The organism is Micromonospora trifolii (assembly GCF_050516465.1).
Taxonomy (GTDB): Bacteria; Actinomycetota; Actinomycetes; order Mycobacteriales; family Micromonosporaceae; genus Micromonospora; species Micromonospora trifolii.
Genome location: NZ_CP191526.1, coordinates 6,253,046 through 6,273,185, shown reverse-complemented (window position 1 = coordinate 6,273,185; position 20,140 = coordinate 6,253,046). Strand labels below are relative to the sequence as shown.

At 72.3% G+C, this 20,140-nt stretch carries 22 protein-coding genes and 3 tRNA genes; 15 read left to right on the top strand and 10 right to left on the bottom strand.

Going from position 1 to position 20,140, the window contains the following annotated elements; translation table 11 throughout:
* Positions 1-58: 58 nt before the first annotated feature.
* Positions 59-1,546 (bottom strand): dihydrolipoyl dehydrogenase family protein, encoded by a 1,488-nt coding sequence (locus tag ACQRWP_RS29240; RefSeq protein ID WP_430499339.1) that lies wholly within the window; start codon positions 1,544-1,546, stop codon positions 59-61.
* Between the two features lie 80 nt (positions 1,547-1,626).
* Between ACQRWP_RS29240 and ACQRWP_RS29235 the strand changes: the two genes are divergently transcribed.
* On the top strand, positions 1,627-2,703 hold the full coding sequence (locus ACQRWP_RS29235; protein ID WP_430499337.1) for a serine hydrolase domain-containing protein: 1,077 nt from the start codon (positions 1,627-1,629) through the stop codon (positions 2,701-2,703).
* Here ACQRWP_RS29235 and ACQRWP_RS29230 read toward each other — a convergent pair whose 3' ends face one another.
* Together ACQRWP_RS29230 and ACQRWP_RS29225 are read right to left on the bottom strand one after the other, a co-directional pair.
* Positions 2,704-4,029 (bottom strand): cryptochrome/photolyase family protein, encoded by a 1,326-nt coding sequence (locus ACQRWP_RS29230; protein ID WP_430499335.1) that lies wholly within the window; start codon positions 4,027-4,029, stop codon positions 2,704-2,706.
* Positions 4,026-4,949 (bottom strand): phytoene/squalene synthase family protein, encoded by a 924-nt coding sequence (locus tag ACQRWP_RS29225; protein WP_430499333.1) that lies wholly within the window; start codon positions 4,947-4,949, stop codon positions 4,026-4,028. The genes ACQRWP_RS29230 and ACQRWP_RS29225 overlap by 4 nt, the downstream gene beginning before the upstream one ends.
* A gap of 63 nt (positions 4,950-5,012) precedes the next feature.
* Between ACQRWP_RS29225 and ACQRWP_RS29220 the strand changes: the two genes are divergently transcribed.
* The 9 genes from ACQRWP_RS29220 (at position 5,013) to ACQRWP_RS29180 (ending at position 10,957) form a co-directional block, all read left to right on the top strand.
* Positions 5,013-6,155 (top strand): polyprenyl synthetase family protein, encoded by a 1,143-nt coding sequence (locus ACQRWP_RS29220; RefSeq protein WP_430499331.1) that lies wholly within the window; start codon positions 5,013-5,015, stop codon positions 6,153-6,155.
* 28 nt (positions 6,156-6,183) lie between these two features.
* On the top strand, positions 6,184-7,665 hold the full coding sequence (crtI, locus tag ACQRWP_RS29215) for a phytoene desaturase family protein (RefSeq protein WP_430499329.1): 1,482 nt from the start codon (positions 6,184-6,186) through the stop codon (positions 7,663-7,665).
* Complete coding sequence (gene idi, locus ACQRWP_RS29210; protein WP_430499327.1) at positions 7,662-8,282, top strand: isopentenyl-diphosphate Delta-isomerase; 621 nt, start codon at positions 7,662-7,664, stop codon at positions 8,280-8,282. The genes crtI and idi overlap by 4 nt, the downstream gene beginning before the upstream one ends.
* The gene (locus ACQRWP_RS29205; protein ID WP_430503324.1) at positions 8,272-9,222 is read left to right on the top strand and encodes a MerR family transcriptional regulator; all 951 of its coding nucleotides are present in this window, start codon (positions 8,272-8,274) and stop codon (positions 9,220-9,222) included. Before idi ends, ACQRWP_RS29205 begins: the two co-directional genes overlap by 11 nt.
* A gap of 75 nt (positions 9,223-9,297) precedes the next feature.
* Entirely contained in the window at positions 9,298-10,080 is a 783-nt protein-coding gene (locus ACQRWP_RS29200; protein WP_430499326.1) for a polysaccharide deacetylase family protein, read from the top strand.
* Between the two features lie 154 nt (positions 10,081-10,234).
* Positions 10,235-10,307: transfer RNA gene (locus ACQRWP_RS29195), tRNA-Glu, on the top strand.
* Positions 10,308-10,364: 57 nt separating this feature from the next.
* A tRNA-Asp gene (locus ACQRWP_RS29190) sits at positions 10,365-10,438 on the top strand.
* Between the two features lie 99 nt (positions 10,439-10,537).
* A tRNA-Phe gene (locus ACQRWP_RS29185) sits at positions 10,538-10,611 on the top strand.
* Between the two features lie 142 nt (positions 10,612-10,753).
* Positions 10,754-10,957, top strand: coding sequence for a hypothetical protein (locus ACQRWP_RS29180; RefSeq protein ID WP_430499324.1), 204 nt, complete (start codon positions 10,754-10,756; stop codon positions 10,955-10,957).
* A gap of 152 nt (positions 10,958-11,109) precedes the next feature.
* Here the strand turns inward: ACQRWP_RS29180 and ACQRWP_RS29175 are convergent, their stop codons facing one another.
* Positions 11,110-12,363 carry a hypothetical protein gene (locus ACQRWP_RS29175; protein WP_430499322.1) on the bottom strand — a complete coding sequence of 418 codons (1,254 nt, stop codon included), beginning with the start codon at positions 12,361-12,363 and terminating at the stop codon, positions 11,110-11,112.
* Between the two features lie 166 nt (positions 12,364-12,529).
* Between ACQRWP_RS29175 and ACQRWP_RS29170 the strand changes: the two genes are divergently transcribed.
* Entirely contained in the window at positions 12,530-13,057 is a 528-nt protein-coding gene (locus ACQRWP_RS29170; protein WP_238678737.1) for an SRPBCC family protein, read from the top strand.
* A 12-nt stretch (positions 13,058-13,069) separates the two neighbouring features.
* Here ACQRWP_RS29170 and ACQRWP_RS29165 read toward each other — a convergent pair whose 3' ends face one another.
* Positions 13,070-13,774, bottom strand: a complete 705-nt coding sequence (locus ACQRWP_RS29165; RefSeq protein WP_430499320.1) for a DUF2786 domain-containing protein — start codon at positions 13,772-13,774, stop codon at positions 13,070-13,072.
* Positions 13,775-13,903: 129 nt separating this feature from the next.
* Here ACQRWP_RS29165 and ACQRWP_RS29160 point away from each other — a divergent pair, with 129 nt between their 5' ends.
* Positions 13,904-14,344 (top strand): hypothetical protein, encoded by a 441-nt coding sequence (locus tag ACQRWP_RS29160; protein WP_430499318.1) that lies wholly within the window; start codon positions 13,904-13,906, stop codon positions 14,342-14,344.
* Between the two features lie 56 nt (positions 14,345-14,400).
* On the opposite strand, the gene ACQRWP_RS29155 is transcribed toward ACQRWP_RS29160, so the two are convergent.
* Positions 14,401-14,790, bottom strand: coding sequence for a hypothetical protein (locus ACQRWP_RS29155; protein ID WP_210784162.1), 390 nt, complete (start codon positions 14,788-14,790; stop codon positions 14,401-14,403).
* A 156-nt stretch (positions 14,791-14,946) separates the two neighbouring features.
* Between ACQRWP_RS29155 and ACQRWP_RS29150 the strand changes: the two genes are divergently transcribed.
* Positions 14,947-16,290 carry an ABC transporter substrate-binding protein gene (locus ACQRWP_RS29150; RefSeq protein ID WP_430499316.1) on the top strand — a complete coding sequence of 448 codons (1,344 nt, stop codon included), beginning with the start codon at positions 14,947-14,949 and terminating at the stop codon, positions 16,288-16,290.
* Positions 16,291-16,358: 68 nt separating this feature from the next.
* Here the strand turns inward: ACQRWP_RS29150 and ACQRWP_RS29145 are convergent, their stop codons facing one another.
* Positions 16,359-17,102, bottom strand: a complete 744-nt coding sequence (locus ACQRWP_RS29145; protein ID WP_430499314.1) for an enoyl-CoA hydratase/isomerase family protein — start codon at positions 17,100-17,102, stop codon at positions 16,359-16,361.
* A gap of 52 nt (positions 17,103-17,154) precedes the next feature.
* A complete protein-coding gene (locus tag ACQRWP_RS29140) occupies positions 17,155-18,012 on the bottom strand; it encodes a 3-hydroxyacyl-CoA dehydrogenase family protein (RefSeq protein ID WP_430499312.1) in 858 nt (285 codons plus the stop codon).
* 177 nt (positions 18,013-18,189) lie between these two features.
* Here ACQRWP_RS29140 and ACQRWP_RS29135 point away from each other — a divergent pair, with 177 nt between their 5' ends.
* Positions 18,190-18,477 (top strand): hypothetical protein, encoded by a 288-nt coding sequence (locus ACQRWP_RS29135; RefSeq protein ID WP_091396025.1) that lies wholly within the window; start codon positions 18,190-18,192, stop codon positions 18,475-18,477.
* A 50-nt stretch (positions 18,478-18,527) separates the two neighbouring features.
* Here ACQRWP_RS29135 and ACQRWP_RS29130 read toward each other — a convergent pair whose 3' ends face one another.
* On the bottom strand, positions 18,528-19,307 hold the full coding sequence (locus ACQRWP_RS29130) for a class I SAM-dependent methyltransferase (RefSeq protein WP_430499310.1): 780 nt from the start codon (positions 19,305-19,307) through the stop codon (positions 18,528-18,530).
* A gap of 54 nt (positions 19,308-19,361) precedes the next feature.
* Here ACQRWP_RS29130 and ACQRWP_RS29125 point away from each other — a divergent pair, with 54 nt between their 5' ends.
* Positions 19,362-19,751, top strand: a complete 390-nt coding sequence (locus ACQRWP_RS29125) for a PPOX class F420-dependent oxidoreductase (RefSeq protein WP_356975710.1) — start codon at positions 19,362-19,364, stop codon at positions 19,749-19,751.
* Positions 19,752-19,837: 86 nt separating this feature from the next.
* Here the strand turns inward: ACQRWP_RS29125 and ACQRWP_RS29120 are convergent, their stop codons facing one another.
* The gene (locus ACQRWP_RS29120; protein WP_007073996.1) at positions 19,838-20,047 is read right to left on the bottom strand and encodes a BldC family transcriptional regulator; all 210 of its coding nucleotides are present in this window, start codon (positions 20,045-20,047) and stop codon (positions 19,838-19,840) included.
* Positions 20,048-20,140 lie beyond the last annotated feature (93 nt).

The window sequence follows — 20,140 nt, the reverse complement described above, 5'->3', positions numbered from 1 at the left end:
TGGCCGGCTGCCGCGCGACTTCCTGAAACGCGAGTGGATCATGCCGGCCGGGCTGAGGTCAGGACAGGTCGCGTAGGGCGGTTTCGATGGCCCGGTGAAAGGTCGGGTACGCGTAGATCATGTGCCGGAGCTGACTCAGCGGCACCGCCGCGTGCACCGCCACCACCAGTGCGGACAGCACCTCGCCGCCGGCCGGCCCGGCCGAGGTCGCGCCGATCAGCACGCCCTGGTCGGCGTCCGCCACGAGCTTGATGAAACCGTCGTCGCCGACCCGGTGGATCCAGCCTCGGGTCGAGCTGCCGAGTTTGGTGAAACCGACCTGCACGTTGATGCCGCGCTCGCGGGCCTGCTGCTCGGTGAGCCCGACCGCGCCGATCTCGGGGTCGGTGAAGGTCACCCGGGGCAGCGCGCGGTAGTCGGCTCGCGGGACGGTGCCGGCCGACCCGCTCGATCCGCTGGCGGCCAGCGAACTGGACGCGCCCATCGCTCCGCCGACCACGCTGGAGGTGCCACTGGCGTCCGCCCCCGCCTCCGCCTGCCGGGCTCGGGCCAGGATGTCGGCGATCACGATCCCCGCCTGGTACATGGCAATGTGGGTGAAGGCACCCTCGCCGGTGATGTCGCCGACCGCCCAGACGTGGTCGGTGACGTGCAGACGGTCGTCGACCGGAAGGAAACGCTGGCTGGCGTCCAGGCCGATGGTGTCCAGGCCCAGCTCGGCGAGGTGGGCCTTGCGCCCGGTCACCACCAGCAGCCGGTCGGCGGTGAACTCCGCGCCGCCGCCACCGCGCAGTGTGAACCTGGTCCCGTCGTGCTCGACCCGTTCGGCGCGTACCCCGGTGTGGATCTCCACGCCGTCGGCGCGCAGCGCCGCGGCGGCGACCTCGGACGCCTCGGGTTCCTCGATGGCCAGCACCCGGTCGAGCGCCTCGACCACTGTGACCCGGACCCCGAAGCGGGCGAAGACCTGCGCCAACTCCAGGCCGATCGCGCCGCCGCCGAGCACGAGCAGCGACTCCGGCAGCTCCTCGACCTCGATCGCCTGGTGGTTGGTCCAGTACGGCGTGTCGGCCAGGCCGTCGATCGGCGGCACCGACGGACGGGTACCGGTGCCCAGCACCACCCCGTGCCGGGCCTCGAACACCTGGTCACCGACGCGAACCCGGCGCGGACCGTCGAGCCGGCCGCTGCCCCGCACGAGCCGGCCGCCCTTGCCGACGAACCGCTCCGCCGCGACCGTGTCGTCCCAGGTGTCGGTGGCTTCCTCGCGGATCCGCTTCGCCACCGGCGCCCAGTCCGGCTGGACCTGCGCCGTCCCGGCGAGCCCGTCGACCCGGCGAGCCTCGGCGAGAGCGTTGGCGGCTCTGATCATCATCTTGCTCGGGATGCAGCCCCAGTACGGGCACTCCCCGCCGACGAGATCCCGTTCGACGCCGACGACGTTCAGGCCGGCCTCGGCAAGTCGCTCGGCCACCTCCTCGCCACCGACCCCGAGCCCGACCACGACCACATCCACCAGCTCCGGCTCCGCCACACCGAACAGCATCCCCCAGCGGCACCACCCCAACCACCGGGGTCGGCGGAAAAGTGGGCACGCGCACCGGCCCGGACGCCTACCGTGGCCGGATGCACGCACGCTTCGCTCCGGTCCGGGACTGCTTCCACGACCTGTTCGCCTCCGGCCGGGAAACCGGCGCGGCCCTGACCATCTGGTACGACGGGCGGCCGGTCGTGGACCTGGTCGGCGGCTCCCGCAGCGGCCACGGGCCTGGCGGCGAGCCGTGGCTGCCGGACACCCTGGTGAACGTCTACTCGGTGGGCAAGCCGGTGGCCGCGCTCTGCCTGTTGCTGCTCGTCGACCGGGGAACTGTCGATCTCGACGCTCCCGTGGACCGGTACTGGCCGGAGTTCCGCACACCCGCCACGGTGCGTCAGGTGTTGTCGCACACCGCCGGGTTGCCGGCCTTCCCGGTGCCCCGACCGGCCGCCGCGGTCGCCGACTGGGCGCTGCTGGCCGGCGACCTGGCCGCCGCCGACCCCGAGTGGTCGCCGGGCTCGGTCGCCGGGGAACACGCCTGGACGTACGGGCATCTGGTGGGCGAGTTGGTCCGCCGCGTCGACGGACGGTCGGTGGGCCGGTTCCTGGCCGAGGAGATCGCCGACCGGTGGCAGCTCGACCTCGGCTTCGGGCTGAGCGAGGCGGACCAGCTGCGCTGCGCGAACCTGCGGTACGGCGACCCACAGTGGCCGAGCCGGAAGCTCGGCGAACCGGGGTCGCTGCGGGCGCGGGCGCTGGGCAACCCGGCCGGCGGGCTGGACCTGGCCGTACTGAACAGCCCGCTGTGGCGGGGCGCCGAGATGCCCGCCGTCAACCTGCACGCCACCGCGCCCAGCCTGGCCCGGCTCTACGCCGGTCTGCTGGCCGGTGGCGTCCTGGACGGGATCCGGCTGTTCAGCCCGGAGCTGGTGGCGGAGGCGACCCGGGTCCAGTACGACGGGCCGGACCTGGTGTTGGACCGCGACGCCCACTGGACGCTGGGCATGCAGCGGGAGCCGGACGGCAGCTGGGGCATGGGCGGCATCGGCGGCAGCAGCGCGTGGGCCGACCCCGAGCGCGGCTACACCTTCGCGTACGCCACGGCGCACCTCGCCGAGCACGACCGGGTGGACGAGCTGGTCGAGGCGTTGCACTCGGTGCTGTGATCAGCGCAGCCAGACGGGGTCGGTGCCCGGCACCGAGAGGGGCGGTGGGTAGTCGAGCGTCTGGCGCAGGGCCTCGGGCAGCTTCCACGGTTGGTGGATGGCCTTGCCCTGCACCCTCGCCAGCTCCGGCACCCACCGGCGCACGTAGTCGCCGTCCGGGTCGTACCGTTCGGCCTGCCGGACCGGGTTGAACCCCCGGTAGGGCTTGGTGTCGTTGCCGGTGCCGGCGACCCACTGCCAGTTGCCGGAGTTGTTCGCCACGTCCCCGTCGAGCAGCCAGCGGAAGAAGACCGCCACCCCGGACCGCCAGTCCTGCCCGAGGTGCTTGGTCAGATAGCCGGCGGTGATCAGCCGGGCCCGGTTGTGCATCCAGCCCTGGGCCCGCAGCTGCCGCATCCCGGCGTCGACGATCGGCATCCCGGTGCGTCCCTCGGCCCAGGCCGCCAACGCGTCGTCGTCGTAGCGCCACTGCTCGGTGGCACCCCGCCGGTACGCCGCGGTCGAGATCTCCGGGAAGGCGGCGGTGACCTGGTAGTAGAAGTCCCGCCAGCAGAGCTGCCGGACGAACGGGCCGGACCGGTCCCCGGCGCGGTTCGCCACCGCCAGCGGCGACACACAGCCGAAGCGCAAATACGGGCTGAGTCGGGAAGTGTCGTCGCCGGCCATGTCGTCGTGCTGATCGCCGTACCGGGGCAGGTCGGGCAGGAAGTCGGTGAGCCGCTGCCGGGCGATCCGCTCGCCACCGCTGGCCGCGTCGGGCGAGTCGCCGGCCGGCAGCGCCGGTAGCCGGCCCACGCGTACCCGGTCGGGCAGCGCGATCCGGCGCGGCGCGGCCAACTCCTCGCGCCACCGGTTGGCCGCCCAGGCCCGGTGGTACGGGCTGAACACCCGGTAGTGGTCACCGCCGCCACCGGGCCGCAACGCGCCCGGCTCGACCACTGTCAGCCCGGGAAACAGTCGCAGGTGCAGCCGGTGCCGCTCGCACTCGGCGCGTAGTCGCCGCTCCCGGCGGCCGGCGTAGTAGCTGACGTCGGCCGAGAGCGCGACGGCGGTGGCCCCGACCTCGTCGGCCAGCCGGATCGTCTCGGCCACCGGGTCGCCGTGCCGGACCACCAGGTCGCCGCCACGCTCGCGGAGTTGATCGCGCAGGTCGGCGAGGGCCTGGTGCAGGAAGCGGGTGCGGTTGGCGGAGAGGTCGGCCAGCGCCGGGTCGAGCACGTACAGCGGCACCACCTGGTCGAAGGCCGCACAGGTGGTGGCCAGCGCCGGGTGGTCGTGCACCCGCAGGTCGCGGGTGAGGAGCACGATCGCCGTGCTCGCGGTCACCGGCTCTCCGGGTGGATCGTCGGCCCGGGGATGACGACCGGGGTACCGGTCGAGCTGAGCAGGGCCCGTGCGGCCACCGCCATCCGTCGCCGCTGCGGCACCAGGGCCCGCCGGACGAAGACGTCGTAGTCCTGCGCGGCCACCTCGTCGAGGATGCCGCCGTAGAGCGCGTACGCGGTGCGCATGCAGGCCTGCGAGGCGGGCGCCAGCATGGTGATGCCCGGTGCGGCGGCGGCGTAGTGCGCCTGGGCGCGGGTCACCTCGTACTCGATCAACTCGCGGATCCGGGGGGTGACGCGGCCCCGGGCGCGGGCCTCGGCCAACTCCTCGCGGGTGACCCCGAACTTCGCCATGTCCTCGTCGGGCAGGTAGGTGCGGCCCCGGTCGAGGTCCTCGGCGACGTCCCGGATGAAGTTGGTGAGTTGGAAGGCGAAGCCGAGCTGACGGGCCGGCTCCCGGGCCGCCACCGGGTCGGAGCTGCCCAGGATCGGCAGCATCATGGTCCCGATGACCGCCGCCGATCCCTCCATGTAGTCGAGCAGGTGGTCGTAGGTCGGGTACGCGGTGACGGTCAGGTCCATCGCCATGCTCTTCAGAAACGACGCAAAGTCGTCCCGGTCGAGATCGAAGACGGCGATCGTGTGCAGCACGGCCGGCAACAGTGGGTCGTCGACGGGCGCACCGTGCAGACCTGCCACGAACTGGCTGGCCCAGTGATCCAGCAGGGCGGCGCGCTCGGCCGGCGGCAGGTCCTCGGTGCGATCGACGATCTCGTCCGCGTACCGGGTGAACCCGTAGAGGGCGTGCACATGTCGTCGTTTCCAAGCGGGGAGCAGGCGGGTGGCGAGATAGTAGGTGCGGCCGTGGCGTTTGTGCAGCTCACGGCACCGGTCATAGGCAGCGGTGAGATCAGTTTCCACCGGCCCTCCTCATTATCGACGCACCAATCGACGCAACTCGTAGCCTAGGGTACGCTCAGCCGCATGGCCAACGACGCAGTTGCGGGCAACGTGACCCGCGTGGCGCCGACAGGGCCGGGGGACGGGGACGATCCGGTCCGCGCCGTTCTGGCCGCTTATACCCACGATCTGGTCACGGCGGTCGACGAGACCCTGGACACCTTCCTCACCGCCGAGGTCGACACCCTCAACGACATCGACGCGTCGATGGGCAGCTTCGCCGCCACCGCGCGGGAGGCCGTCCTGACCGGCGGCAAGCGGATCCGGTCCACGTTCGCCTACTGGGGGTGGCGCGGGGCCGTCGGTGGCACCGCGGCGCTGCCACCCGTGCTGCCCGCGCTGGCCGCGCTGGAGCTGCTGCACACCTTCGCGCTGGTGCACGACGACGTGATGGACGCGTCCACCACCCGCCGCGGCCGTCCCACCGCGCACGTCGCGCTCGCCGAACAGCACGTCGCCGCCGGCCACCGAGGTGATCCCGGCCGGTTCGGTGAGGCCGTCGCCGTGCTCATCGGCGACCTCTGCATGGTCTGGGCCGACCAGTTGCTGGCCCACGCCTCGGTGCCGTCGACACGGCTCTTCGAGGTGCGCCGCTGCTACGACCAGATGCGGGTGGAGACGGTCGCCGGGCAGTATCTCGACGTGCTCGGCGAGAACGACCCGGGCAGCTGGTCGGTCGACCGGGCGCTACGGGTGGCCCGCTACAAGACCGCCAGCTACACCGTCCAGCGACCACTGCTCTTCGGTGCCTGCCTGGCCGGGGTGCCCGCCGACGACCCGCTGGTCTCCGCGTACACCCGCTATGGCCTGGCTGTCGGCGAAGCGTTCCAGCTCCGCGACGACCTGCTCGGCGTCTACGGCGACCCGGCGGCCACCGGCAAGCCGGCCGGGGACGACCTCCGCACCGGCAAGCCGACCACGCTACTCATGCTGGCCCGTGAGCTGGCCACGCCGGCCCAGCTCACGGCGTTGGAGCGAGCCGCCGACGGGCCGGTCGACACGCTCGCCGGGCTGGTCGCCGAGACCGGCGCGGTGACCCGCGTGGAGCAGATGATCGCCGAGCGGGTCAGCGACGCGCTGGCCGCGCTCGACGCCGCACCCGTGGACCAGACGGCGCGGACCGCGCTGACCGGGCTGGCCACCGCCGCTGCCAACCGGCGGGCCTGATGAGCGACTTGAGCAAGGAGGTGGTCACGTGCGGACGGTGACAGGACGGACGGACCGGGTGGTGGTCGTCGGGGCCGGGCTGGGCGGGCTGGCCTGCGCGCTGCACCTGGCCGGCAGCGGTCGACAGGTGACAGTGCTGGAGCGCGAGCCGGTGCCCGGCGGGCGGGCCGGACGCCTAAGCGTGGACGGCTACGAGTTCGACACCGGCCCGACCGTGCTCACGATGCCCGACCTGATCGCCGAGGCGCTCGGCGCGGTCGGCGAGGAGCTGCACGACTGGCTGGACCTGACCCCGCTCGACCCCGCCTACCGGGCGTACTACCCGGACGGCTCGACCCTCGACGTGCTCACCGACACCACCCGGATGGCGGCCGAGATCTCCCGCGTCTGCGGACCTCGGGAGGCCGACGGCTATCTGCGGTTCGTCGAGTACGCGCGGGAGCTGTGGCGGCTGGAGCGCACCGATTTCATCGAGCGCAACCTGGACGCGCCGACTGACCTGATCACCGGCAACCTGCTCAAGCTGCTCAGCGGCGGGGCTTTCCGACGCCTCCAAACGAAGATCAACCAGTTCTTCCGGGACCCGCGTACCCAGCGGATCTTCTCCTTCCAGGCGATGTACGCCGGCCTCGCGCCGCACGATGCGCTGGCCATCTACGCGGTCATCGCGTATCTCGACTCGGTGGCCGGGGTCTACTTCCCGCGCGGTGGCATCCACGCGGTCTCCAAGGCGATGGCCGGCGCGGCCGAGAAGCACGGCGTGCAGATCCGGTACGACACCACGGTGACCCGGGTGGAGACCGTGAACGGCCGCGCCACCGGCGTGCTCACCGCCGACGGCGACCTGGTGCCGGCGGACGTGGTGGTGCTCAACCCCGACCTGCCGGTCGCCTACCGGGACCTGCTCCCCGCCGCGCCGCAGCGCCGGCTCACCTACTCGCCGTCCTGCGTCGTTCTGCACGTCGGCTCCCGACAGGCCTATGCGAAGATCGCCCATCACAACATCCATTTCGGACGCGCGTGGAAGGGCACCTTCGATGAGGTCATCCGACGGGGCGAGCTGATGACCGATCCGTCGCTGCTGGTGACCAACCCGAGCCGGACCGACCCTGCGGTGGCCCCGCCGGACCGACACACCTACTACGTGCTCGCCCCGGTGCCCAACCTGCACCGGGCGCCGTTCGAGTGGCGCGGCGACCTGACCCAGCGCTACACCGACCAGCTGATCGGCACCCTGGAGGAGCGCGGCTACGTCGGCTTCGGCGCCGGGGTCGAGGTGCTCCGGGCGATCACCCCCGCCGAGTGGGAGGAGCAGGGGATGGCCGCCGGCACCCCGTTCGCCGCCGCGCACACGCTCTTCCAGACCGGCCCGTTCCGCCCGTCCAACCTGCACCGCGACCTGTCGAACGTGGTCTTCGTCGGCTCCGGGACCCAACCCGGCGTCGGCGTGCCGATGGTGCTCATCTCCGGCAAGCTCGCCGCCGGCCGGATCACCGGAGAAGGTCGATGAGCAGCCGCGAGAAGCACCTCGTCGAACTCGTCGACGAGACCGGCACGGCCCACGGCGAGACGACCGTGGCGGCCGCGCACCAACCGCCGGGGCAGCTGCACCGGGCCTTCTCGGTGTTGCTGGTGAACCCGGACGGCCAGGTGCTGCTCCAGCGCCGAGCCGCCGTCAAGACCCGGTTCCCGCTGCGCTGGGCCAACTCCTGCTGCGGCCACCCCCAGCCCGGGGAGTCGCTCGCCGAGGCGGCCAACCGACGGTTGGGCGAGGAGTTGGGCGCGGGCCCGGTCGAACTGACCGAGGTCGGCATCTACGTCTACTACGCCGAGGACCCGGCGACCGGTCGGGTCGAGTTCGAGTACGACCACGTACTGCGAGGCGAGTTCCTGCCCAGCGCTCCGCTACTGCCCGACCCGGACGAGGTGGCCGAGCTGCGGTGGGCCGACCCCACCGCGCTGGAGGCCGAGTTGAAGGTCGACCCCCGGTCGTACGCGCCCTGGCTGGGCGGGGTGGTGAACCGGCTGCTACGCCCCTCGGAATCCCGGTCGGGCGCAACCGGCCCGGCCATGACGCCGCCCGGTTCGTCGGCGGATGACACGGCGGAGCGGTCGGGTGGTCGATGAGGCGCTGAGCGCGGGCGCGGTCGCACGTCGGTTGGGGGTCGCGGTGACCACCCTCCGCACCTGGCACCAGCGCTACGGGCTCGGGCCCAGCGAACACATCCCCGGTCACCATCGCCGGTACACACCCACCGACCTGGCCCGCCTCGAGATCATGCGACGACTCACCGCCGAGGGGGTGAGTCCCGCCGAGGCGGCCCGCTGGGCCCGCCAGGCACCGGACCCGATGCCCAACGGCACCGGCACCTCCGCCCTCGCCCGAATCCACCCGACCGGCCGTGACGGCGGCGGCTCCATCCCGGTCGGCCGCGCCGGCCCGGCGGCCCGCGGGCTGGCCCGGGCCGCCATGCGACTGGACGCGGCGGCGATCAGCGAGACGATCGCGCACGCCCTGGCCGCTGGCGGGGTCGTCGCCACCTGGGAGGGCCTGCTGCGCCCGGTGCTCGCCGGCATCGGCGAACGCCACGCCGCCACCGCCGGCCTCATCGAGGTGGAACACCTGATGTCCCGCTGCGTCTCGGAGGCGCTCGCGGCGGCCAGTCGGGCCAACGTCCCCACCGGGCCGGCCCGGATCCTGCTCTCCTGCGCCGACGAGGAACAGCACACCCTGCCGCTGGAGGCGTTGGCGGCGGCTCTCGCGGAGGCCGGTGTCAGCTACCGGATGCTCGGCGCCCGGGTGCCGGTGGCCGCTCTCGTCGAGGCGGTCAACCGGACCGGACCGGCCGCCGTGGTGCTCTGGTCGCACACCCGGGCCACCGCCGACCCGATCCAACTCAGCGCGCTGCTCGCCGCCCCCCGACGCCCGTTGCTGGTGCTCGCCGCCGGCCCCGGCTGGCGAGCCGACACGCTGCCCGCCGGGGTGGTGCGGCCGGTCGACCTGGCCGAGGCGGTCGCGCTCTCCGCCGCCGTCCGCGACTCCCTGGACCAGTCGAGGCGTGATTGATCGCACTGTCGCCGGATCGCGGCGTGAACTACCGTCGGGCGGGTCCGCCTACCCCGACCCTCCGGGAGCGAGCAGATGCAAGCCCGCGCCATCCTGGCGTCCGTCCTCGCCGTGGCGCTGGTCCTTTCCGGCTGTGCCAAGCCGGAGCGCACCATCGCACCCGCCGGCGCTCCACGGCCGGTGGAATCGACCACGCCGCCCACCCCGACACCGCACCCCAGCGTCACCAAGCCGGCCAAGCCGCCACTGCGGCCGCTGCCGGCCAAGCTCCCCGCCGGTCTGGGGCGCAACACCGGCGTACGCCCGGTGGCCCTGACGTTCGACGACGGGCCCAGCCCGGCCTGGACACCCAAGGTGCTCGACCAGTTGAAGGCCGCCAAGGTGACCGCGACCTTCTGCGTCGTCGGTCGTGAGGTGCAGCGGCACCCGGAGTTGGTCCGGCGGATCGTCCGGGAGGGACACCAGCTCTGCAACCACAGCTGGCGTCACGACCTCGATCTTGCCCGTCGACCTGTCGGCGAGATCCGGGCCGACCTGGACCGCACCAACAAGGCCATCCAGAAGGCCGCTCCCGGCGCGAAGGTGTCGTTCTACCGGCAGCCGGGCGGCCGGTGGACGTCGGAGGTGCTCGGGGTGGCCAAGGACCTCGGCATGCGTCCGCTGCACTGGTCGGTCGACCCGCAGGACTGGGACAAGCCGACCGCGGCCACGATCGGCAAGCGCGTCCACGCCGCCACCCGGCCCGGCGCGATCGTTCTCCTGCACGACGGGGGCGGTAATCGGGCCGCGACACTCGCCGCATGCCCGAAGTTGATCGCCGACCTGAAGCAGCGCTTCGGCATCACCCGACTCCGCTAGAACCGCTCTGACCTGCGGTTATAGCCCGTCCCAAGCCCTTGCCCATACCGATTTTGTCGACCGACGGAGCATCACGTATGCTTTCCAAGCCTCCGGCGGGGCCGGATGGGAGCAAGTCCGCTTGAAGTTGCGAATGTGCAATGATGGCGGGGCCGCCCTCATCGTCTAGCGGCCCAGGACGCCGCCCTTTCAAGGCGGTAGCACGGGTTCGAATCCCGTTGGGGGCACGACCGGCGCAAGCCGGAGCAAGGCAAGGCCGGCGCAAGCCGGAGCAACACAAGCTAGGTCCTGTGGAGCAGTTGGAGTGCTCGCCGCCCTGTCAAGGCGGAGGTCGCGGGTTCAAGTCCCGTCAGGACCGCAGCGCTGACGCCGCGCCTCGCGCGGCGTTCTGCGTATCGGAGCAGGTCGCCTTGCCGCCGGTTCGTCCGGTTGCCGGGTAACATGAGCCGAGCGACACGGCCAGGTAGCTCAGTTGGTACGAGCGTCCGACTGAAAATCGGAAGGTCGGCGGTTCGACCCCGCCCCTGGCCACATAGCCTTTCGCCGGGCTACAGAGGTCCCCACCAGCGGAAACGCAGGTGGGGATCTTGCTTTTTCCGGCGCTTGGGGCCGACACCCTGGTCGACAGCTCCTCGTCGACCCGCGTTCATCGTCCGCACCTACGCTCCCGCCCGTGGACAAGAGGCCTGGCGGGACCGTGGAAACCATCGGAACCCTCGGCGCCGTTGTCGGCGGCGCCCTCTTCGTCATGGGCCTGACCGGCGTCAATTCTCGCGGCGATTTTCTCGTGGCCGGCGCCCTGCTGGTGATCGCTGGCCTGCTGCTCCGCATCGAGGCAGCGGTGCTGGGATCCCGCTGGCGTGGACCAGGCTTCTGACCTGACCCCTCTCGCTTCTGACCTGGCCCCTGCCGCAGGCGAGCAGCACCACGGACCACATGATCGACTCGACTTTCCTGATGTCGGGGTATCCCAGCGCTCGCGACACCGCGATTTCAAGGAAACCGAGTCGATCACACGATGGCGCGGCGTCAGTGGTCGCGGCGACCCTGCGGGCGGTGCTGCGCCACGCTGCCCTGGATCGCCTCCCACACGCTGCGTCCGGCCTGTCGCAGCGTCTCCCCCGCCTGCTCGGCGAGTTGCGCCGCGCTCTGGGCCGCGCTTTGCGCCGCGGCCTGCGCCGCGCCCGGCAGACCACCGTCGTCATGCCCGGACGGACTCGGGCTGGGCCCAGCCGACCGACCGGGCTGGTTCCCGGCCGCCCCGACCGCCCCTCCCGCCGGTCCCTCGGGGCGCTGCTGGTCCCTGCCTGCCGCTCCCGGGCGCTTCCCGTCGCCCGAGCCTTCGGGCCGCTCCTCCTCGTCGTGACGCGGTCCCTCGTGCCGCTGGCCTTCTGGGCGGTTGCCACCTGGCGCGCCGACCTTTGGCTCACGGCCCTCCGGCTGCCGTCCATCTGGCTGCCGTCCCTGAGGATGCTGGCCCTGCGCATGCGGCCCCTCAGGACGCCGAGCCTCCGGCTGCGGGCCCTGCGGATGCGCCTGGTCAGCTGACCCCGGGCCGCCAGCTCGCGGCCCGGGTCCTCCAGCACCTCGTTCCGAGCCGACCGGGCCTGCCCCGGACCGACCCCCATCCGGCCGACCCCCATCCGGCCGGCCAGTACCGGGCCGACCAGGGCCCGGCCGATCGGAACCCGGCCGATCGGGGCCCGGCCGATCGGGGCCCGGCCGATCGGGGCCCGGCCGATCGGGGCCCGGCCGATCGGGGCCCGGTAGACCTGGATCCGGCCGAGAGGGAGCCAGTCGGTCGCGGTCGGCCACCGGGCTGGCCGCGCCGACCTGGCGGCCCGGCTCGTCGCGTGCGCCGTCCGAGCGTCGACTCGATGCCTTGATCTCCGCTGCGCCCGCGGCCAACTGCTGGGCGCTGCGGTTCACGTCGTCAACGGCGGCGCCGGCCGTGCGTGCGAGCGCCTCGATGATGTGTGGGTTGTGGTCGAGCGTGTCGAGCGCGCGTCCCAGGATTCGGGTCAGCTGCTCCAACCGCACCCGCAGCTGCGCCTCGGCGTTCACCCCGTCGATGTTCAACTCGCCGCCGTTGAGGTGCACGCGTACGCCGGCGTCGACCTGGAGCAGGTTGGCCACCCGGGCCCGCAGCGACAGGTCGGCCTCCAGACCGTCGACCGCCAGCCGGATGGAGTCGACGGAGACCTTCGGAATGTCGAGCAGGACGTCCGGGTTCCCGCTGTCGACGTTCCGGTCCGGCTCCCGCTGCTGCCCGCTGTCGCTCATGCTCTCCCGCCCCACCTGCACACCGGCCCGGTCGTCCGAGCCGTTGGGCGCGGTTACCCGCTTTCCGGCGGGCCATCCCGTCCGTGACGACTCGACGACCCTCTGTCTGGAACCGGGCACCGCGCGAAGCTGCACACCGAGGCATCAGCCGGTATGGTCCGGGCCTATGGGACAGGAATTGACTGATCCGGCCGACATCCGGCAGGACGTCGGCCAGTTCTCTCTCCGGTGCAGCCTCCTCGTCCCGGGCTCCGTCGAGCACGCGTTCGCGGTCTTCACCGACGAGCTGACCGACTGGTGGGTCACCGAATACACCTGGTCGGGCCCGGACGCGCTGGCCGAACTGGGCATGGAGCCTCGGGCCGGCGGCATGCTCTACGAGTTGGGCCCGTACGGCTTCCGCGCCGACTGGGGTCGGGTGCTCACCTGGGATCCGCCTCGCCGGCTGGTGTTCGTCTGGCAGATCGGCCCCGACCGGGCGCCGGTGCCGGACCCGGCCCGCGCGAGCGAGGTCGAGGTGCTGTTCCATGCCGAGGGGCCGGAACGCACCCGGGTCGAGCTGGAGCACCGGCACTTCGACCGGCACGGCGAGGCTGCCGAGGGTTACCGCAAGGCGCTCACGGCCGGCTGGCACGAGTTGCTCACCCGCTACGTCGCCACGGTGTCGCGCCACCGGCCCACCACGACGGCCTGACGACCCATCGGGTCAGCGGCCGAGCCGCCGACCGGCAGCGGCCCCGCCGAGGTCCCGACCACCAAGGTTCGCGCGTTGGCCGGCCTCTGCCCCCGAGCCGAAGCCGGTGCCGCCCAGCCGGCGTGGCGGTGCCGTACGCAGCCGTGGGTACTCCTCGCTGAGCCGGCGCTGCACCCGGTCGGACCGATCGGCCAGCACCAGCGCCATCGACGGTGCGCCCGACTCGCTGGCCGCCGCCGACTCGGCCGCCCAGAGTCGACCTCCGACCACCTCCGCGAAGCCGGCCAGCCAGGAGCGGCGGAAGGCGGCGGGGTGGTCGTCCGCGGGCACTTCGGTGGCGGCCAGGCCGTGTGCCGCCTGCACGAGCAGTGAGGTGAAGAGCAGGTCGACCCGTTCCAGGTCGCTGGCGAAGCCGAAGAGGTGTAGGGCGAAGCCGTTGCCCTGCCGACGGCGTACGCAGCGGCAGCGCAGGGGCTCGGCCACCGCGGCGAGCAGGCCGACCTTGTCTCGGGCGTACGGGGCGACGACGTCCAGCACGCGATCACCGACCGGGTCGGTGGTCGGGTCCCGGGCGGCGAGTAGCGCCCGGTCGACGCCGTAGCGGGCGATCAACTCGGTCGCCTTGGCGGTGAACGCGGCGGACTCGGCCGGCGTGCAGGCCGGGTCCTCGGCCTGGGCCAGCAGCTTGCGCACCTTGCTGAGCATGGCCTCGGACATGCCTACAGAGCTACCACACGGGCCGGACATCATCGGGGCCACGCCGCAATCGATCGATACGTATCATCGTCACGGTCAGATGATCAGTCCAATACGGACGGTCAGTCAACTGTTTGGAGGAACGAACGGATGCCATCCCCGACCGCTCGTCTGCTCGCCGTCGCCACGGCCACCGCACTGCTCTCCGTCGGTACGCCCGCGCAGGCGGAGCCGATCACACCGACCGCGCCGGTCAGCTCCGGGCCGAACGCGTTCGCCCCGCTCGCCACCTGTTACGGCGGGGCGGTCCGGTCGTACTTCGAGACCGGCCGCTACGGCGGCTCGGCCGGCCAGTACCGCACCACGACGCGCTGTCGCGACATCAACGTCCGCAACGCCAGCGTGTACGCCACCGAGGCGTGCGTGATCTTCGTCGACAAGACGAGCGCCTGCAACTACTGGACCTACCTGCCGGCCAACTCGGGCTGGATCACGGTGGCGACCAACGTCCGGGACGGTGTCAACTTCCGGGTCCGCTTCGAGAACCTGCGGTACGAGTACGAACCGCTGATCGCGTACCACGCGTTCTGACCGGCCCGGCGGGTCGCGGCGTCCGCCCCCGACGGACGCCGCGACCCGGCGGCGCGTCACCCGGCGCGGCTGCGCAGGGTGGCGATCGTCGAGCCGGCGAGTGTGAGCAGGCAGTCGGGGAGCAGCCCGTCGGCGGCCGCCGCGCCGAACAGCGCCTCACCGGTCGGTTCGTCCCGGTTCGCGTACGCACTGACGAAGCGGGCAACCCAGCGGGTGTCGTACCCGGCCTGATCGATCCCCGGAAAGTCGAGCGCCGCTCCGCTGGCCGCCGGCGCGTCGCCGAGCATGGTCGCGGCCAGGCACCAGGCGACGCCGTACGCGCCGTTCAGGCCGGCCCGGTCGACGACCGCGTCGAACGCTCCCACCACCGCGTCTCCATCGCCGGTCAGCGCCGAACGGAGCACGGCGGCCGCGTCATCGAACGTCTGCTGTGGTAGGTCGGTCACGCAGCGCACAGTAGGACGGGCGGTCAAGCGCCCCTCGCAACCGTCACTGTGCGTGTTCAACGCGAGCTACCTGCGCATTACGCCACCTCCACGGTCCCGCCGCCGGCCTCGGCACGCTAATGTGCGCAGCGGACCTTCGCCGGAGGAAGGACGACCATGTTCGTATCACGCCGCTCGCGGGTAGCCACACTGGCTGCCTGCGCGACGATCCTGCTCGCCACAAGCGCTTGCGGGGATGACAAGCCCGAGGAGGCAAGCGCCCAACAGGTGCGCCTCTACGGCACGGACGGCAACATGCTCAACTCCTATCCTGCGGAGTTGAAGGAACGGGCGAGTCTCGTCGACGGGATGAAGGGCACCACGCCCCTCGTTCCGCTGCCAGACGACTTCAAGGGCCGGCTACGGGCCGTCAATCCGGCGCTGACGGACTACGTGTACTCCGCCGAGACGTACGACGCGGTGGTGATCGCCGTGCTCGCCGCCCAGTTGGCCGGGAGCACCGACCCGGCCGCCATCACCAAGCAGATCGTCGCCGTGACGAACGACGGGCAGCGCTGCGAAGACCCGGCCAGCTGTCTCGCGCTGGCCCGCAACGGGCAGGACATCGAGTACCGCGGCGTGTCGCTTACCCGGGCGGGCTTCACCGACAAGGGTGAGCCGGCCACCGCGAGCTACGCCACGCTGACCTTCGACGGGCAGCAGATCAACGACGGCAAGACCGAGTTCGTTGGCGCGGGCATCGAGTCGGCGGCGAGCACCAAGACGCCGCCGAGGCCGAAGAAGCAGCGCCCGGGTGGCGCCGCCGACCAGGAGCCGCTGACCCTGGGCGGCCTGCTGCCGAAGACCGGTGACCTCGCGATCGCGTACCCGCCGATGGCCGCCGGCGCCGCGCTGGCGATCAAAGAGATCAACGCCGCTGGCGGCGCACTGGGCAAGCCGGTGACGTGGCTGGACGGCGACGACGGCACGAGCCCGACGGTGGCCAAGGCCACGGTGGCCAAGCACGTGACGGACGGCGTCAGCGTGATCATCGGTGCCGGCGGTTCGGGTATCTCCCGGGCGGTTCTGCCGGACGTGGTGCAGGCCGGGAAGATTCTCTTCTCCCCGTCCAACACCGACAGCAGCCTGACCGACGTGGACGACCAGGGCCTCTACTTCCGTACCGCCCCGCCGGACAGCCTCCAGGGCCGGGCGCTGGCCGACGTGATCCTCCGCGACGGGTCACAGAAGATCGTCATCGTTGCCCGCAAGGACTCCTACGGTGAGGGCCTCCAGGGCACCGTCCGCGACGAGCTGGAGAAGGCCGGTATCGCCAACGACCGGCTCAAGCTGTTGACGTACGAGCCGCCGGCCGACGCGAAGGCCGCGCCGGTCGACTTCAGCGGCGGCGCGAAGGAGATCAAGGCATTCGGCGCGGACGCCGTACTGATCATCGGCTTCGGTGAGTCCGCCCAGGTGATCCGCGGCCTGGCCGACGCCGGGGTGCAGATCCGGCAGTAGGCAGGACCCGAAACCACGACGGCCGCACCGGCTTCCCGCCGGTGCGGCCGTTTCTGGTACGCGGGGGATCAGCGGGGCCGGCGGCGCTCCAGGAACTCGGTCATCCGGCGGTGCTTCTCGTCGTCCTCGAAGAGCACCGCCTGGCTGACCAGGTCGAGCTGCGGGTGCGCGGCGACCGGGGCGTCCACCGCCAGCTTGGTCAGCCGCACCGCCAACGGTGAGCCCAGGGCGATCTCGTCCAGCAACGCGTCCGCCACCGCCAGCAGCTCGCCGGGCTCATCCACCACCCGGTTCACCAGGCCGATCCGCAGCGCCTCGGTGGCGTCCACCCGCCGGCCGGTGAAGAGCAGCTCCTTGGCCCGGCCCTCGCCGATCAACGCGGGCAGCCGGTGGGTCGCGCCGGCGCCGGCCAGGATGCCCAACCGGACCTCCGGTTGGCCGAAGACCGCCCGCGCCGTGCACACCCGAAGATCGCAGGCGTACGCCAGCTCCGCGCCACCGCCCAACGCCGGGCCGTCGACGGCCGCCACAGTCGGCATCGGCAGCGCCCGGATGCGGGCGAAGGCGGCCGAGTTGATCGCGGCGAGAGCGTCCGTGCGACCCCGTTCGCGGAGCTGGCCGATGTCGGCACCACCGGCGAAGATGCCCGCAGCGCCGCCGGTGAGCAGCAGCAGCCGCGGGCGCGCCTCCAACTCGGCGCAGACCTGGTGCAGCTCGGCGATCAGGTCCGCGTCGATGGCGTTGCGCTTCTCCGGCCGGTCCAGGGTGACCACCAGCCGGTCCGGCCGCTCCTCGATCCGCAACCCGCTCACTGGGCCCACCTTCCGTTCGCGACTGCGGGGCTCGCAAGCTCACTCCTCGCGCTCACTGCTTGCCCCCGGCTTCCCAGCGGTAGAAGCCCTGCCCGGACTTCTTGCCCAGCCGTCCGGCGGCCACCATCTCCTCGAGCAGCGGCGGCGGCGCGAAGCGGTCCCCGTACGCGGCCTGGAGGGTGCGGGCGATGTCCAGCCGCACGTCGAGGCCGACCAGGTCGGTGAGCTCCAACGGCCCGATCGGATGCCGGTAGCCGAGCACCATGGCCTTGTCGATGTCCGCCGGGCTGGCCACCCCGTCGGCGACCATCCGGATCGCCTCCAGCCCGAGGGTGACCCCCAGCCGGGAGGTGGCGAAGCCGGGCATGTCGCGTACGACGACGGGGTCCTTGCCCAACCGGCCGGCGAGCGTGACGGCCGCGGCGGTGGTCTCCTCGGCGGTGGCCGGGCCGACCACGATCTCCAGCAGCGCCATCGCCCAGACCGGGTTGAAGAAGTGCAGGCCGAGGAAGCGCTCGGGCGCGTCCAACTCGGCGGCCAGCGCGCCGATGGCGATGCTGGAGGTGTTGCTGCCCAGCAGCGCCGGGCGCAGCGCGGCGGCGTCCCGGAGCACCGCACGCTTCAGGTCGAGGCGCTCCGGCACCGCCTCCACGATCACCTGGGGGGCGGGAGCGACCTCGGCGAGGGTCGGACGCAGCGTCACCCGCTGCCGGTTGGTGGCGGCCTCGTCGGCGCTCAGCTTCCCGCGCTGCACCGCCCGCTCCCACAGCTCGGCGAGCCGGTTCAGCGCGGCCGCGCCCCGCTCGGGCTCCACCTCGACCAACTCGACGGCGTGCCCGGCGCCGGCCGCCACGTACGCGATGCCAAGCCCCATCGTGCCGGCACCGACGACCACGAAACGATCGCTCATCACGCCTCCCTGTCCCGCCCGCCGACGCGCGGGGTCCCCGCCACGCCGGCCCGGGTGTCCCGCCCGCTCCGCTCGCTCATGGTGCGACCCTAGACAGCGCGACGACCCGGCCCATGCGTGGGGGAGCGCCGGATCGGGTAATGACGGCCCGTCAACCGAGGGAAGGACCGCATCGAGATGAGCCAGGCACCGGAGAGCGTCACCGACGGGGAGATCGTGGAGACCCGAGGCGACGAGCGGGTCGAACTGCTGCGCGCCGACACCAACAACGACGGCAAGACCGACGTGTGGGTGGTGGACACCGACGGCGACGGCAAGGCGGACCTGTTCCAGTTCGACACCGACGGTGACGGCAAGGTGGACATCACCATGGTCGACATCGACGAGGACGGCCAGCCGGACGAGGTGGTCGACGGCGACGGCGGCCTCCCGCCCGAGCAGCTCCCCCCGACCGTTCAGGTCTGAGACGTACGACGGCCCCCCGCTCTCCGCCCGGCGGAGGGCGGGGGCCTCGCTCAGTCCGCGAGGCGCAGGGTGGCCAGGTAGTAGGGGGCGTCGCGGTCGTCCACATCGGTGAGCCGCCAACCGGTGCCGTGCACCAGGCTGGCGAACTCGTCCGCCGAGCAGACCAGGTAGTCGAACCACTCGGTGCTCAACTCGCGGTAGCGCAGCCGTAGCCGCAGCTGACCACCGAGCCGGCCGCGCCGACGATTGCGCTCGTGGTAGCCGGTGTGCAGCGGGTCGCGCGTGCCGTACGGGTCGGTGCCCTGCGCGATGATCTGCGCCCCCGGTCGGGCCAGCGCGGCGAGCGCGGCCAGGAACTCGGGAGCGCGCTCCCGCCCCTCGAACAGTCCGAGGTTGTTGCCGAGCAGCAGGAACGTGTCGTACCGCGACCCGTCGGCGACGTGCGTGTCGACGGTGCCGTGCACCAGCCGCCGGACACCGCGACGCCGGCTCACCTCCAGCGCGCCCGCGGAGGTGTCCAGCCCGGTGACCGGTACGCCGCGTTCCTGGAGCAGCAGCGCGATCCGGCCGGCTCCGGTGCCGACGTCCAGCGTCTCGCCGTACGCCCGGTCCACCGCGCGGTGGTCGTACGGCTGCCACTCCGCCGGCCCGTCCAGGTAGTGCGCGGCCGGGGCGCCGTTGATCAGACCGTCGTCCCGTTCGATGATCTCGATGACCGGTCGCGGCAGTCGACCACCGACCAGGGGCCGGGGGCCTACCCCGGTGGCCACGGCGAGCGTGTCTCGCAGCAGTTCGCCGATCACGTCACCGATTAAGGGCTCAACCGTCACGACGTTCACGCTATCCGGCCACTCGGTGGCCCGCGCCGGCCGTATCCTGGCGGCGTGACCATGCTGGACCGGCTGTCGGCCGAGAAGTACATCCTGCTCACGACCTTCCGCAAGGACGGTCGGGCGGTGCCGACGCCGGTCTGGGCAGTACGCGACGGCGAGGCGTTGGCGGTCTGGACCCGGGCCGACTCGGGCAAGGTGAAGCGGATCCGCCGCAACGGCGAGGTGACCGTTGCCCCGTGCGATGTGCGGGGTCGGCCCCACGGGGCGGAGGTGCCAGCTCACGCGACGATCTGCGGGGGCGGTGACACCGGTCGGGTCCGCGACCTGCTCAAGCACAAGTACCGCCTGATCGGTCGACTGAGCCTGCTGGGCAGCCGGTTGCGTCGCGGCGAGGGCGGCACGGTCGGCATCAGGGTGACGTTGGCCGAGCCGCGGCGCTGATCCGCAGCCGGTGTCGTGCTCGGCGGGGCATACGAAAGGGGCGGCGGATCGAGATCCACCGCCCCTGACGAAGAACTGTTGCCGGCTCAGTCGCCCTGCCGCTGCTGCGGGATCTGGCCCTGCAGCAGCGCCCTGACCTCCGACTCACGGTACCGACGGTGGCCACCCAGGGTGCGGATGGCACTGAGCTTGCCAGCCTTGGCCCACCGGGTCACCGTCTTCGGGTCGACCCGGAACATCGACGCCACCTCGGCCGGCGTGAGTAGCGGCTCTGGTTCGTGCGTTCGCGATGCCATCGGTCACTCCTCCACATGTATAGACATCGGCCGGGGTCCCGCCGGCCGACGCGTCTCCCATGGTCCGGCTAGTCCCCGATGTCCGACATGGGC